Source organism: Botryobacter ruber (assembly GCF_003347595.2).
Taxonomy (GTDB): Bacteria; Bacteroidota; Bacteroidia; order Cytophagales; family Hymenobacteraceae; genus Pontibacter; species Pontibacter ruber_A.
Genome location: NZ_QCZK02000023.1, coordinates 1 through 13,850, shown reverse-complemented (window position 1 = coordinate 13,850; position 13,850 = coordinate 1). Strand labels below are relative to the sequence as shown.

Annotated in this window: 10 protein-coding genes; 5 read left to right on the top strand and 5 right to left on the bottom strand. The window is 53.0% G+C overall.

Annotation, left to right across the window (positions count from 1 at the left end):
• The first annotated feature begins 181 nt into the window (after positions 1 to 181).
• The 4 genes from DCW36_RS05215 to DCW36_RS05200 all read left to right on the top strand — a co-directional run bounded on the left by DCW36_RS05215 (position 182) and on the right by DCW36_RS05200 (position 5,281).
• Positions 182 to 1,192: an LLM class flavin-dependent oxidoreductase gene (locus DCW36_RS05215; protein WP_114783941.1), complete on the top strand. Its 1,011-nt coding sequence runs from the start codon at positions 182 to 184 to the stop codon at positions 1,190 to 1,192.
• 139 nt (positions 1,193 to 1,331) lie between these two features.
• Positions 1,332 to 2,687: an NAD(P)/FAD-dependent oxidoreductase gene (locus DCW36_RS05210; RefSeq protein WP_114783939.1), complete on the top strand. Its 1,356-nt coding sequence runs from the start codon at positions 1,332 to 1,334 to the stop codon at positions 2,685 to 2,687.
• A gap of 415 nt (positions 2,688 to 3,102) precedes the next feature.
• Positions 3,103 to 4,194 carry a mechanosensitive ion channel family protein gene (locus DCW36_RS05205; RefSeq protein ID WP_114783937.1) on the top strand — a complete coding sequence of 364 codons (1,092 nt, stop codon included), beginning with the start codon at positions 3,103 to 3,105 and terminating at the stop codon, positions 4,192 to 4,194.
• A 241-nt stretch (positions 4,195 to 4,435) separates the two neighbouring features.
• Positions 4,436 to 5,281 carry a DNA/RNA non-specific endonuclease gene (locus DCW36_RS05200; protein WP_114783935.1) on the top strand — a complete coding sequence of 282 codons (846 nt, stop codon included), beginning with the start codon at positions 4,436 to 4,438 and terminating at the stop codon, positions 5,279 to 5,281.
• 319 nt (positions 5,282 to 5,600) lie between these two features.
• Here DCW36_RS05200 and DCW36_RS05195 read toward each other — a convergent pair whose 3' ends face one another.
• A complete protein-coding gene (locus tag DCW36_RS05195) occupies positions 5,601 to 6,005 on the bottom strand; it encodes a nuclease A inhibitor family protein (RefSeq protein WP_114783933.1) in 405 nt (134 codons plus the stop codon).
• A 123-nt stretch (positions 6,006 to 6,128) separates the two neighbouring features.
• Here DCW36_RS05195 and DCW36_RS05190 point away from each other — a divergent pair, with 123 nt between their 5' ends.
• Positions 6,129 to 6,998: an SDR family oxidoreductase gene (locus tag DCW36_RS05190; RefSeq protein WP_114783931.1), complete on the top strand. Its 870-nt coding sequence runs from the start codon at positions 6,129 to 6,131 to the stop codon at positions 6,996 to 6,998.
• Between the two features lie 162 nt (positions 6,999 to 7,160).
• On the opposite strand, the gene DCW36_RS05185 is transcribed toward DCW36_RS05190, so the two are convergent.
• From DCW36_RS05185 to DCW36_RS05170, 4 genes are all read right to left on the bottom strand, one after another.
• A complete protein-coding gene (locus DCW36_RS05185; RefSeq protein ID WP_114783929.1) occupies positions 7,161 to 10,355 on the bottom strand; it encodes an efflux RND transporter permease subunit in 3,195 nt (1,064 codons plus the stop codon).
• 171 nt (positions 10,356 to 10,526) lie between these two features.
• The gene (locus DCW36_RS05180) at positions 10,527 to 11,648 is read right to left on the bottom strand and encodes an efflux RND transporter periplasmic adaptor subunit (protein ID WP_114783927.1); all 1,122 of its coding nucleotides are present in this window, start codon (positions 11,646 to 11,648) and stop codon (positions 10,527 to 10,529) included.
• A gap of 19 nt (positions 11,649 to 11,667) precedes the next feature.
• Complete coding sequence (locus tag DCW36_RS05175; RefSeq protein ID WP_114783925.1) at positions 11,668 to 12,996, bottom strand: TolC family protein; 1,329 nt, start codon at positions 12,994 to 12,996, stop codon at positions 11,668 to 11,670.
• A 118-nt stretch (positions 12,997 to 13,114) separates the two neighbouring features.
• Positions 13,115 to 13,696 carry a TetR/AcrR family transcriptional regulator gene (locus DCW36_RS05170; RefSeq protein WP_114783923.1) on the bottom strand — a complete coding sequence of 194 codons (582 nt, stop codon included), beginning with the start codon at positions 13,694 to 13,696 and terminating at the stop codon, positions 13,115 to 13,117.
• Positions 13,697 to 13,850: the final 154 nt, after the last annotated feature.

Genomic DNA, 13,850 nt, shown 5'->3' with positions numbered 1-13,850 from the left:
TTTTGCAAAAGTAGCAGACGGCGAAGTCAGAACCAGCATCCGGAAGCAGGAAAGGCAGGTGCTGTAAACATTTTGCAGGCCCAATATGTTTTCTGCTGCAGCCACCACAGCCTTTGCTGCTGCAATTGTCAGGCTTCGCGTGCAGAAAGGCTGCGCAATCCATTAACCTAAAGATTAAGAAATGAAAATAAGTATCCTGGACCAGTCCCACATTCCGAAAGGAGCCACTGCCCGGCAGGCCGTTGCAGCCACCGTTGAGCTGGCGCAACTGGCCGACAAACTGGGCTTTACCCGCTTTTGGGTATCGGAGCACCACAACATGCCGCCCGTTGCCGGCTCCACACCCGAAGTGCTGCTGGCCTATCTTACGGCCAAAACCAGTAAAATCCGTTTAGGATCAGGCGGCGTGATGCTGCCGCATTACAGCGCCTTCAAAGTGGCGGAGAATTTCAGGATGCTCGAGACGCTGGCGCCCGGCAGAATAGACCTGGGCATCGGCCGTGCTCCGGGCGGCGACCGGCTGACGGCGGCACTGCTAAACCCCAACAACAGTTTTAACGAGCAGGAATTTATTGAGCAGCTGTCGGATCTGCAGAATTACCTGAACGATTCCCATGAACCAGGCTCCATACAGGCACGCGCTACGGCTATTCCGGTGGTGGAAACGGTTCCTGAACTGTGGGTGCTCAGCTCCAGCGGGCAAAGCGGCCTGTTTGCGGCGCATTTCGGCATGGCATTCTCCTTTGCGCACTTCATCAACCCGGTGGCCGGACCGCAGGCTGTAGCCATGTACAGGCAGCGCTTCCAGCCGTCGCAGAACCTGAAAGAGCCGCAGGCCAATGTGGCGATCTTTACCTTCTGCTCCGACGATGAAGAGAAGAACCGGCAGACCCAGGCTGTTATCGAATACCGCTTCCTGCAGCTGGAGACCCGTGGCAAGTTCGATCCGGTTACCTATGACGAAATCAAAGATGTGACCTACACCCCGGCGGAACAGGAGCGCCTGCGCCACAACCGGAAACGCTTTGTGGTGGGCACGCCCGACCAGGTACGAACTGCCTTTACTCAACTGGCCAGTGATTATGGCGTAGATGAGGTGATTGCCGTAAATGCAGCTTTTGAACTCGAAGACAGGAACCGATCCTATGAGCTGCTGGCGCAGGTATTTGAACTGCAAAACCAGCCCGAATAGCAACTGCATCCGGATAGCAGCAATAGTTAATGCTGAAATTTCCGCAAGTCAAACACAAATAAGTATAACTCCCGTAAACAGCTGAAAAGCAAAAACTTTTGCAGAGTTTTTATTATAACAGACACCTTTATGTACGAATATGTACGAATTTGATAAACTGTCACTTAACATACCTGCTACTACCAAACCGCGTGTCGTTATTATTGGTGGCGGCTTTGGCGGTATCAACCTGGTTAAGAAACTTTCCGGGAAAGATTTCCAGGTGGTGATGTTCGATAAGCAGAACTACCATGGCTTCTGGCCGCTCCTGTACCAGGTGGCAACAGCTGGCCTGGAACCCGAGGCCATTGCAGAGCCACTGCGCAAGATGTTCGGCGATGAGTACGAAGACTTTCACTTCCGGCTTGCCCGCGTTACCGGAATCGATCCGGTGGCCAAAACCGTTACGACCCTGGTGGGAACAACCACCTACGATTACCTGGTAATAGCGACCGGAACCAAGACCAACTTTTTCGGGAACAAGGAAATAGAGAAGTACTCCTTCCCCCTCAAGCAGATTCCGGACGCCATCCGGCTGCGCAGCCATTTGCTGCAGTCGTTTGAGCAGGCCAACATGATCACCGATCCGGAAGTGCGGCAGAGCCTGCTGAACTTCGTGATTGTAGGAGGCGGCCCTACGGGAGTAGAGCTGGCCGGCGCCCTGGCCGAAATGCGCAAGCACGTGCTGCCCAGCGATTACCCGGGCCTGGACTTCAGCAAGATGAACATCTACATGATAGAAGGAATGGACCGGGTGCTGCCGCCCATGGCCCCCGAGTCAAGCCAAAAGACACACAAGTACCTCGATAAAAAGGGGGTGATCATCCGGCTGAACACGCTCGTGGACAGCTATGATGGCGAAGTGGCAACGCTCAAGTCAGGAGAAATAATCCATACGCACACCCTGATCTGGGCTGCCGGCGTAGCAGGTGCTCTGGTAGATGGCCTGCCGCCGGAGTCGGTGGAGCGTGGCCGCATCCTGGTTAATGAATTTAACCAGGTCAAAGGCTTTCCCGAAGTTTTTGCCATTGGCGATATTGCCCTCATGAAAACCGACGAGTACCCCAAAGGCCACCCCGGCGTGGCACAACCTGCCATTCAACAAGGCAAACTGCTGGCCGATAACCTGAAACACCTGCTGCGCAACGAGCCGCTGGAGCCTTTCAAGTACCACGACAAAGGTTCGCTGGCCATTATCGGGCGGAACCAGGCCGTTGCCGATTTGCCGGGCAATGTACACCTGAGCGGATTTTTTGCCTGGGTAACCTGGTTGTTCGTGCACATCATGTACCTGATCGGTTTCCGGAACAAACTGGTGGTGCTGAGTAACTGGATGTACAAGTTCTTTACCTACGAAAGCGGCACCCGCATCATCATCCGGCCTGTTATCCGGAAGATAGGCAAAGCTGCCCGGGAACAGGAACAGAAAGCCAGTGAGGGTAAAGAAAAACTTTAGTGTCTCCTGGTTAGCAATTTGATTATTAGCTTATAGGCTCATTCGGATGTTTCCATCAGGATGCTCCCTGCCGGTGATCTCCGGTTTCCCGAAAACCTGTCGCCTTCGTGCGGCTTGTCGTTGGTACCGCAGGGAGAAAGCTGGTACAGACACAACTGCCTGAAGTTACCCTGGTTTCGCACAGCCAGGCCGGCTCTCTTTGGTGCTCGCCTCGGGAATTTTATATTTGCTACTGCCAGTGGTGTGCCCGGTACTGGTATAAAATTTGAGTCATTTTTTGATTGCTAGCCAGATAATTCCTTTTTTCGTGATTGGGAGGCTGAAAAATGGTGCAGGAGCCCTGAATTAAGCTTCTCCGCCTTGCCTGCTGCACGTTTTGATGATGCTTTCAGTTTAGTAACCCTTAAATATTAAGATGACAGAATTATTAGAAAAAACCTATTACTCCAATTCGGTAGAAGATTATTTTATTGCCCTCGCCATCATCCTGATCGGTTCCATTTTAGTTGCTGCTTTCAGACGCATTGTGCTGCAGAAGGTAAAGAAGTGGACAAGCAGAACCAATACCCACCTTGACAATTATGTGGTGGAAAGTGCCGACCGCTTTGGTATTCCTGCTTTGTATGTGGGCGTGATCTACATCGGTCTGAACTACCTGCTCCTGGCCGAAAAGGTAAAAGATGCCATCTATGCCATCACCACCGTTGCTGTAACAATCCTGGTTATCCGGTTTGTATCAAATACCGTAAAACTGCTGTTGCAGTCGTACATCAGGCGTCAGGATAATGGTGAAGAAAAAGTTAAACAGCTGCAGGGTATTAACCTGATTATAAGTGTGATCATCTGGTTTGTCGGCCTGATGTTTCTCTTCGACAACCTGGGCTACGATATCACCGCCATTGTGGCCGGCCTGGGGATTGGCGGTATTGCCGTCGCGCTGGCTGCTCAGAACATCCTGGGCGACCTGTTCAATTATTTCGTTATCTTTTTCGACAGGCCGTTCGAGGTAGGCGATTTTGTGGTGATTGACGATAAAAACGGGGTGATCGAAAACATCGGCGTGAAAACAACCCGCATTAAAACGCTTTCGGGCGAGCAGCTGGTCGTATCGAACAGCGACCTGACCAACTCCCGTATTCATAACTACAAGCGCATGCAGCGTCGCCGGGTGGTGTTCAAGCTAAACGTTACCTACCAGACATCCCTGGAGAACCTGCGCAAAATTCCGGACGTGATCAAAGCGGCTGTTCTGGCACAAAGCCCGGTAGAGTTCGACCGTTCCCATTTCGTGTCCTACGGAGATTCCAGCCTCGATTTCGAAACCGTTTATTACATCCTTGATTCAGATTACACGGTGTACATGAACATCCACCAGCAGATTAACCTGCGCATATTTGAGGAGTTTGCCAAAATGGGTGTCGAGTTTGCTTATCCGACCCGTACGTTGTTCGTGCAGACCGAAGAGAACGGCAAAGCCGAAAACGCTTCGGCCCTGCTGGCGGAGTAGCGGGTGTGGCTGTGGATGCTAATTGCTTAAAATCAGTAAAATAATTTTAATTGCTTCAACCCTAGGTTGAGGTGCAGTGGGCGTGGTGACAGGGGCTGCAGAACAATTTCCGGCTTTATACGCTGGTTTTTTTCTGCAGCTGCTGTCACCACTTCTTTTACTGCTGCCCCTGTTGTGCAGGTTTTGCTTTTTCTCCGGCTAGCTGTAACTTGTGTGCCTTTGGAAGCTATCCCCTTTCTGTATGATAAAATATCTTAAAAACCTGCTGTACCCGGTGTTCCTGGTATCGTTCCTGTTTTCCTGTACCGAAGAGGCACCCGCACCAGACCAGGATACGGTTCGTGAAAGTAACATGGCCATGGGCAACCCCAGTGGGGCCGGAACCGATGCCAACAACTACCTGCTGGAGAAGCCCCAGTACAGCCTGTCGTACAACAGCGGCAAGGGCATACCCAACTGGGTGAGCTGGCACCTGAGCAAAGCCTGGCTGGGGGAGGCGCCCCGCCAGGATGACTTCAGAGCCGACAACACCTTGCCCGCCGGCTTTACCAAAGTACTCAACAGTGACTACACCGGCAGCGGCTTCGACCGCGGCCACAACTGCCCCTCCGCCGACCGTACCGGAAGCGAGGCAGATAATTCAGCCACTTTCCTGATGACGAACATGATTCCGCAGGCTCCTAACAACAACCAGCGCACCTGGGCCAGCCTCGAGAGTTACTGCCGCACATTGGTAGACCAGGGCAACGAGCTTTACGTGATCATGGGAAACTATGGCAGGGGCGGGGATGGCAGCAACGGCCAGAAAGAAACCATCGCCAGCGGAAAGATTACCGTTCCCAGCCGCATCTGGAAAGTAATCGTCGTGTTGCCTTTAGGTACCAACGATGTGAGCCGCGTTACCGCCAGCACCCGGGTAATAGCCGTAGACACACCAAATTCCAACAGCATCAGCAACGACTGGGATGGCTACCGCACATCCGTTGATGCCATCGAAACCAAAACAGGCTACGACCTGCTTTCCAATGTGCCTGCACAGGTTCAGAATATACTGGAGGCGAAGGTGGATACAGGGCCTACCCAATAAGCCCGGAAAGAAATTTCCTGCAGTAATTTGTTCACTGAGGTTCGCTGCACCTGCCACCACAGTTTCTGCTGCTCATCAACAGCCAGAAGGGCGTGAGAAACCACAGTTTCCTGATAAGATTATATCAACTAGTAAAAAGGATCTTCCATTACGATTCGGCTTTTAGCAGCTGTTTCTGCAGTTAAACCACAAGGTCCCTCCGGGATGACAGGAAGGAGAAGTATTTAGAAGGAAGCGAGTAAGGACAATATGGTGTAAACAGAAGCCCCTGTAGCGAAAAATGCAGGGGCTTCTGTTTAGATTGTAAAAGCTTAGGATATCAGGTTTCCACCACAATTGTTTTGTAGCCGGCATAGTCGCCATCCGGAGTCCTGCCAAGGATGTACACATCTACTCCGATCTCATCAATTTTGTACACCTTCACATCCTGCAGCAGCTCTTTTAAGGTAGCTACCAGGTTGCGGAAGCGTGCAGCCTGCTCATGCTGCTGCGGCCCTTCGTCCGGATCTTCGCGCACCATGTTCCGGAAAAAGTAATCCAGCTCCTGTACCTCTACTTTTTTTCCTGCCGGTTTCCCTGCCCATTTTACCACCAGATCCGGCGTGAAAGGCTCATGATCCGGTTTTTCATGAAAAAAACATTCAATTGCTTCTTCTGTTTCGCTCAGCATCAGCAGGCCGTCTGCTGCCTTTTTGAGTTCCTGTTTTAGTTGTTCCTGGTTCATAGCATCATTCCATAGTTCCTGAAAATCATACGATAATTTTATTTGTTTGAATATAGCATTGTTTATCTTTCTTCAGCACTTTTACCACACTTCCGTAAAATAATTTCAACTAAATGATAGACTATGAAAGCTGAACCTATGTTGAAAGAAGGCGCCCTGAAAGGCAAAACAGTAGTGGTAACCGGCGGCGGCACCGGCCTGGGGCGGTCGATGGTAAAGTACTTCCTGGAGTTGGGGGCCAACGCCGTGATCTGCAGCCGTAAACAGGAGGTATTGGAAAAGGCTGCTGATGAACTGATGCAGGAAACCGGCGGACAGGTGCTGCCTGTGGTGTGTGATGTGCGGAAATATTTTGAAGTTGAGGGAGTACTGCAGGCGGCACTGCAGAAATTTGGACAAGTGGATGTACTGGTGAACAATGCAGCCGGAAACTTCGTGAGCCCGACGGAGCGCCTGAGTCCCAAAGCCTTTGATGTGGTAACCGATATCGTATTGAAGGGCAGCTACAACTGTACCCTCGCCTTCGGGAAGCACTGGATTGAAAAGCAGCAGCCTGCTGCTGTGCTAAACATCGTTACCACCTACGCCTGGACCGGCTCCGGCTATGTAGTGCCTTCAGCCTGTGCAAAAGCGGGTGTGCTGGCGCTGACGAGGTCGCTGGCCTCGGAATGGGCAAAGTACGGCATCCGCTCCAATGCCATTGCCCCCGGACCCTTCCCCACAGAAGGCGCCTGGACACGCCTGTTCCCGAAACAGCTTGCCGACCAGGTTGACCCGCTGAAGCGCATCCCGCTGGGCCGCTTTGGCGAGCACCAGGAACTGGCAAACCTGGCCGCTTACCTGGTGTCGGATTATGCCTCTTTTGTAAACGGCGAAGTAATTACGATTGATGGGGGCGAGTGGCTCTACGGAGCCGGCGAATTCAACTCCTTCGACCAGGTGCCGCAGGAGCAGTGGGATGCCATGGCAAAGAAGATGCGGGGGAAAGAGTGATAATCTGTCTTGACCTTTGATTAAAGCTGATTTTCCTGATTACACTGATTTCATAAATGCCTGCAATTATGCTTTCTTGAATCCAAGTTTTAAGAAATCATATCAATTCAAAAATCTGCTCAATCAGGAAAATCAACTTTAATCAAAGGTCAAGACAGAATTTTAAATATGCGCTTCGCCGGCAGTGGGATCATGAGCCAGATCGCTGGCGGTGTAATCCCGTTGCATAGCGCGTAGTTTCTCTTTGCCGTAGGCTAACCGCGTAATTACCACAAACAGCACCGGCACCACAAAAATAGCCAGGAACGTAGCGGCCAGCATACCCCCGATCACCGTCCAGCCGATGGTCTGGCGGGCAACAGCTCCTGCACCTGAGGCTAGGGCCAGCGGCACTACGCCCAGGATAAAGGCCAGCGAGGTCATGATGATGGGGCGGAGGCGGAGCTTTACAGCCTCGATGGTTGCCTCCAGTAGTCCCATGCCCCGGTCTACCCGCTCTTTGGCAAACTCCACGATCAGGATGGCGTTTTTCGCGGCCAGACCAATTAGGGTAATCAGACCAATCTGGGCATACACGTTGTTCGTCAGTTTGGGCAGCAGGGTCAGGGCCAGGATGGCGCCGAAGGCTCCCAGGGGTAAGGCAAAGAGAATTGAGAACGGTACCGACCAGCTCTCGTACAGGGCGGCCAGCAACAGGAGCACCAGCAGGATAGACAGTGAGAAAATAATAACTGTACTGCTGCCAGCTGCCATTTCCTCGCGGCTCAGGCCCGAGAAGTCGTAGCCGTAACCGGCAGGTAAAACTTCTGCTGCCACTTCCTCCAAAGCTGCTATAGCCTGACCACTGCTGTAGCCCGGCGCTGCGTTACCGTTTATCTCGGTAGACCGGAACAGGTTGTAGTGCGAAATCAGGGCGGCATTCTCCACCACCTTATACGACACCAGTGCACTCAGCGGCACCGACTCGCCGTTACGCGTTACCACGTGGTATTGCTCCAGGTCTTTGATGTCGCTGCGGTACGCCGTGTCGGCCTGCGCTACCACCCGGAAATTACGCCCATAGCGGGTGAAATCGTTGATGTACTGGCTGCCCATGTTAGACGACATGGCGGCAAACACATCCGATACCGGAATTCCCAGCTTCTTTGCCTTTTCCCGGTCCACCTCGATGTGGTAGCCCGGGGTTTTAGCTGTGAAGAAGGAGTAGGCCATGGCGATTTCAGGGCGCTGGTTCGCGGCAGCCAGGAATTGCCCCAGCACCTGTTCCAGCTCTTTTATATCCCCCCCGGCACGTTGCTCCAGCATAAAACTGAAACCGCCCGTCTGCCCCAGTCCCGGAATGGCCGGCGGTGGCACTACCACGATGCTTGCTCCTTTGATCACGGAGAACTTCTGCTTCAGCTGCCCGATTACCCCCTCCAGTTGCTGCTCAGGGTCATCGCGCTCCGACCAGGGCTTCATCTGGATAAAGAAGGTGCCGCTGTTGGGTTTGTTGGAGAAGTTAATCGCATTCAGGCCACCGATACCGGTGTAGTTCTTGATAGCGTCCACCTCCTGCAGCATCCCCGACATCTGCTGCAGCAGTTCTTTGGTTCTTGTGGAAGAGGATGCCTCCGGTAATTCAAACGAAATAAACAAACGTCCTTCGTCCTCGGTCGGGATAAAGCCGGTCGGTTTCGCCTGGAACAGGCCGAATGTGCCTACATAGAGGCACACCAGCAGGATAAGCACCAGCGGCGTGGCCTTAATGCTTTTCCGCACGCCCCTGGAGTAGGAGTCGGTGGTGCGGGCAAACCAGTTGTTAAACTTATAGAAGAACTTGTTCAGCCCCTTCGAATCCTTGTTTACATTCATGGGCCGCAGCATCAGCGCGCACAGGGCAGGCGTTAGCGTAAGCGCCACAAAAGCCGAGATCAAAACCGAAATGGCAATGGTGATGGCAAACTGCTGGTACAATCGGCCCACAATGCCCGGAATAAAGCCCACCGGGATAAACACCGCCGCCAGGATAAGGGCAATGGCTATAACAGGACCGGTGATGTCTTTCATGGCCCGGTGCGTCGCTTCCTTCGGCGACAGCCGTTCATGGTCGATGTAATGCTGCACGGCTTCCACTACCACAATGGCATCGTCTACCACAATACCAATCGCCAGTACAAAGCCAAAGAGGGTAAGCGTGTTGATGGTAAAGCCGAGCGGGATAAAGAAGACGAATGTACCGATAATCGAAACCGGGATAGCCAGGATCGGTACCAGCGTCGCCCGCCAGCTCTGCAGGAACAGGAACACCACCAGGATTACGAGTCCCAGCGCCTCCAGCAGCGTGTGCAGCACCTCGTCAATCGACACCTGTACCACCGACACCGACTCATACGACACCACATAATCCACATCGGCAGGGAAACTCTTTTTCAGTTCTTCTACCGCTGCATATACGCCTTCAGCTGTTTCAAGGGCGTTACTTCCCGGTGCCTGGTAAATCAGGAGCATGGCAGAAGGTTCCCCGTTTACTGCGGAGTACCGGCCGTAATCAAAGCGTCCGAACTCAATACGCGCCACATCGCTCAGGTACACCAGCGAACCATCGGAAGGGTTAGTGCGCACAATGATGTTTTCAAATTCTTCTTTCGTGGAGAGGCGTCCATTTACTGTTATGGGGTACTCAAACGCCTGCGTATCGAACTGCGGATTGGCTCCTACGGTACCGGCGGCTACCTGCAGGTTCTGCTCCCGGATGGCGGCCGTTACTTCGCTGGTACTGATGTTGTACTGCGCCAGCTTGTCCGGCTTCAGCCATACGCGCATACTGAAATCCTGGCCCAGCGCAAAGATATCGCCCACACCCGGCACGCGCAGCAAGGCATCGCGCACGAAGATGTTCGTGTAATTGTCGAGAAACTCGATGGAGTGGGTGCCTTTGGGAGAGTAGATGCCCAGCACCATCATGATGCTCGGATTCCGTTTCCGGACCACCAGCCCCAGCCTTCGTACTTCTTCCGGCAGCCTGGGTTCTGCAATGCTGACGCGGTTCTGCACATCAAGTGTGGCAATGTCGATGTCCGTTCCTACCTCGAAGGTAACGTTCATCTGCATCTGGCCGGTACTGGTGCTGTTGGAGCTCAGGTAAGCCATGCCCGGCGTACCGTTGATCTGCGTCTCGACCGGCGTAGCCACCGTCTGCTCCACCGTCTGCGCGTCTGCTCCGGGGTAAGTACCGGAAACCGAAACCACCGGCGGCGTAATGTTCGGGTACTGCGTAACCGGCAGGTTCATTATAGCCAGCACCCCCACCAGTACGATTACCACCGAGATAACGATGGAGGTAACGGGCCTCCGGATAAATATATCTGAAATCATGTTGTTCGTTTAAATATTGATGTTCGCTTACCTGGCAGCGGCAGGCTGCTGTGCTGCAGGTGTTTATCTCTATTCCTTTCGCTAATTCGGATTTGTAATTCCGAATTAGCATCAAAAAATGAGTATAAGAATTAGCTTCGTCGGAGAGATTAACTTGTACCGTTAATTTTCTTATTTACTTGCGGCAGGTGTACCCGTCTGCACTTTTGCCCCCTGGCGGAGGCGCTGCATGCCTTCCAGCACAATCGTACTTCCGGGTTTCAGGCCTTCGCGTACCACTACCTTGTCCTGCAGGCGGGTACCCAGTTCCAGGTTTTGCTGCTGCACCGAATCGCCCTGCACCACATACACAAAGTACTCGCCCATCTGCTCCGTTACCGCCCGGTAAGGAATCACCACCTGCTCGCCAATATCCTGGTTCAGCACATTCACGGTTACCGTCATGCCGGCTATCAACTGGCGGTTGGGGTTTGGAAAGCTGACGCGTACGGTAATGGTACCGCTCTGGCGGCCAACGGCCCTGTCGATTGCAGAAAGCTTGCCCGGATGCGGATAATTCGTACCGTCGGAGAGGGTGATGGTGAAAAGGGAATCCGGTTGCTGGCCCTGCATCAGGCGGTTGAAGCGTGGGATTTCCTGTTCGTTGATCACAAAATCAACGGCAATGGGATCGTCGGACGAGATGGTGTTTAGCAGCGGCTGCCCCGGCGATACCTGCGCCCCCACCCGTACCTGCGAAATGCCAACCGTGCCGCTGAAGGGGGCGGTGATGACGGAGTAGCCCAGGTCGGTAGAAACGCTGGCGAGTTGCGCCTGTGCCGCCTGCAGCTGTGCCTGTGCGGTCTGCACATCGGTGCGGGCATAGTCTACCTGCTGGCGCGCAATGGCTTCTTTTTCTTCCAGTCGTTCGTAACGCTCCAGGTCTTTGGTGGCCCGGGCCAGGTTGGCTTTGGCGGTCTGTACGCTGGCTTGTGCCTGCCGAAGCGCCGCCTGGTATTTGGAGCGGTCTATCTCGTAGAGCTTTTGCCCTTTTGTTACCTTTTGCCCGTCCTGCACAAAAATGTTCGTGATATAGCCTGCCACCTGCGGACGCAGCTCCACTTCGTTTAGGGGCTCTACCGTGCCGGGGTAGGTATCGGTGCCGGTGACGTGTTCCGCTTTTACCGTGTAGGTATTAACGGGCACCGCGGCAGCTGCAGGATTCTGTTGCGGTGTGTTGTTTCCCTCGCCACAGGACAGGAGCAACACAGAGGGTATGATGGCTGTAAGCAGCCTGTAGAAGTTTCGCTTCATTATTTTCGGTTTGCTGGTGTTAGTTGACGTTTATGGTTCCGATGGCGCGCTGGTAATCCAGTTTGCTGGCGAGCAGCCGGTACAGCGCGTTGTAGTAGTTGAGTTGCGTGGCTTTCAGGTCGGTTTCAGCTACAATCAGATCGACATAGGCTTTGATGCCTTCGTCGTACTGCAGCTTGATGATGTTGTACACTTCTTCGGCCACCTCTGCATTTTCACGCAGCGTCAGCCAGTCGGTGTAGTTGCTTTTGTAATTGGCCAGGGCCGTCTGGTATTCGGTGTTGATCACGCTGCGGGTATTTTCCATGTCCAGGACCAGCTGCTCTTCCTCCAGCTCGGCAATCCGGATATTCTGTAACCGCTTCGTTCCCTGGAAAATAGGAATGGCCGCCTGCAGCCCTACCGCAGAGGCAGGTCGCGCCACACTGTAGAGGTCGCTGAAGCTGTTGCTCAGGTAGATGGGGTTGTAATTGATGTAAGCAGAAACGGTGGGTAAAAAGCCCCATCTGTAGTAGCTGGTGTTCAGTTTGAGCAGCTGCTGCTGTGTACGCAGTTGCTGCAACTCCACCCTGTTGGCAAAATCCGGCTGCAGGGTGGTGTCGGGTAATGTTTGCTGCTGCATCAGGTTCTGGTCGAACGAAATGTCTAAAGCTGTCTCCGGCGAAAGTCCCATCAGTTGTTTGAGCAGGGCCAGCTTCGCCTTAATAGATTCCTGAGTACGTTTCCGGTCGCTGCGGGTGTTGGCGAGCGTGATGCTGGCGCGCTGGTAATCAGTTTTGTCTACCAATCCGCTTTCGAAGCGGCTGCGGGCGTCGCGGTACTGCTTTTCCTGCCGTACAATGTTTTCCTCCAGTATCCGGAGCTGCTCCTGCGTGAGCAACACATCGTAAAAAGCTTTGCTGACCGCTACCACCGTGTTGATTTTGGTGTCCAGCGTGTTCAGGTCGAGCTGTTCGCGGGTGAAGCGGGCGGCACGGGTGGCTACGGCTACCTCGTTGCTGTAGAGCGTCTGGTCGGCCTGCAGCAGGATGTTGGAATTGTAGCGCGTGCCCAGCGTCACGACATTATCGCCGAAGGCTGCCGTTTGCAGTTTGATGTTGTGCAGCACCGTGTAGCGGGCCGAAAGCTGCGGGAGCCAGGCAGAGAGGCTGGCACGGATCTGCCGCTCCCCAATGGTTTCGTCGAGCTGGGCCTGTTTTACGTCTGGCCGGTTGCTGAGGGCGTAGCTGATGCACTGCTCCAGCGTCAGCGGCCCTGAAGGAGCTTGCGGACTGCTTTGGGCCTGCAGGAGGGAGGGGAGCAGGAGTAAGCCCAGCAGCAGCGGTTTAATTTGTTTCAGGTATTTCATGGAGGTATATAGCTTCAGGTTTAAGGTAAAGCTGCAGGTAATGCAGCTGCAGATTTGGTTGCGCAGGTTCAGCAGCAGAAACTAAAACTTTGTTTAAACACAGGTCTGATGAAAAAGTTTAACAATTTTTTTTCGCTGCCATGCCGTCCCAAAGGATTTGCCGTATCTGCTCCAGGTCAGCCTCGCCTAGCTGCACATTGCCAAACTTGTAGGTTTTAGCTGTACTGACGATGCTGCCGTGTAGCAATACCCCCAGTATTTCCGGGTTTACGGGGCGCAGGTAACCACTTTCAACGCCTTCTTCCAGGAAACTGAAGATGAGCTGGTGAAAAGGGTCGGGGCCAGCTTCCAGTCGTTTTTTGTTGTAGGGGGAGTTGATGAACTGCTCAAAAAATACCAGTACATTCGGATTGCCGGTGTAAAAGGAGCAGAGGCTTTTCCATAAATCATAAAACCGCTCCTGGTAGGGTTTTCCGGGGACATCGCTGTTGCGGACAACTGCTAACAACTGGTTCCGCAGGTACTGGAAAAGCTGGCAAATGAGCGTATCCTTACTGTCGAAGTAGTGGTAGATGGTTCCGGCTGCCACACCGGCCTGTTTGGCCACCAGGCTCATGGGCGTGCCATGAAAGCCATTTTCCTTTATCAGCTCCAGGGTACTCTCTAAAATCGCTTTTTTCTTATCGGCAAGATTTTCCAATCAGGATTATGTTTGTTAATTGAATATTCATTCGGTTTGCAAAAGTAAGGGGTTTTATCGACTTTGTTGCAACGGATATAAGAAGGGGATATAGCTTGATTAAAAAGTAGAGTTGTAGCGTATCTTAGAAGCGACCAAACTTTTAAGAAGCGAT

Excerpts from the sequence above, each read along its gene's own strand:
- DCW36_RS05200 (WP_114783935.1), top strand. The coding sequence starts at position 4,436 with ATGATAAAATATCTTAAAAACCTGCTGTACCCGGTGTTCCTGGTATCG.
- DCW36_RS05215 (WP_114783941.1), top strand. The coding sequence starts at position 182 with ATGAAAATAAGTATCCTGGACCAGTCCCACATTCCGAAAGGAGCCACT.
- DCW36_RS05190 (WP_114783931.1), top strand. The coding sequence starts at position 6,129 with ATGAAAGCTGAACCTATGTTGAAAGAAGGCGCCCTGAAAGGCAAAACA.
- DCW36_RS05195 (WP_114783933.1), bottom strand. The coding sequence starts at position 6,005 with ATGAACCAGGAACAACTAAAACAGGAACTCAAAAAGGCAGCAGACGGC.
- DCW36_RS05210 (WP_114783939.1), top strand. The coding sequence starts at position 1,332 with ATGTACGAATTTGATAAACTGTCACTTAACATACCTGCTACTACCAAA.
- DCW36_RS05205 (WP_114783937.1), top strand. The coding sequence starts at position 3,103 with ATGACAGAATTATTAGAAAAAACCTATTACTCCAATTCGGTAGAAGAT.
- DCW36_RS05175 (WP_114783925.1), bottom strand. The coding sequence starts at position 12,996 with ATGAAATACCTGAAACAAATTAAACCGCTGCTGCTGGGCTTACTCCTG.
- DCW36_RS05180 (WP_114783927.1), bottom strand. The coding sequence starts at position 11,648 with ATGAAGCGAAACTTCTACAGGCTGCTTACAGCCATCATACCCTCTGTG.
- DCW36_RS05185 (WP_114783929.1), bottom strand. The coding sequence starts at position 10,355 with ATGATTTCAGATATATTTATCCGGAGGCCCGTTACCTCCATCGTTATC.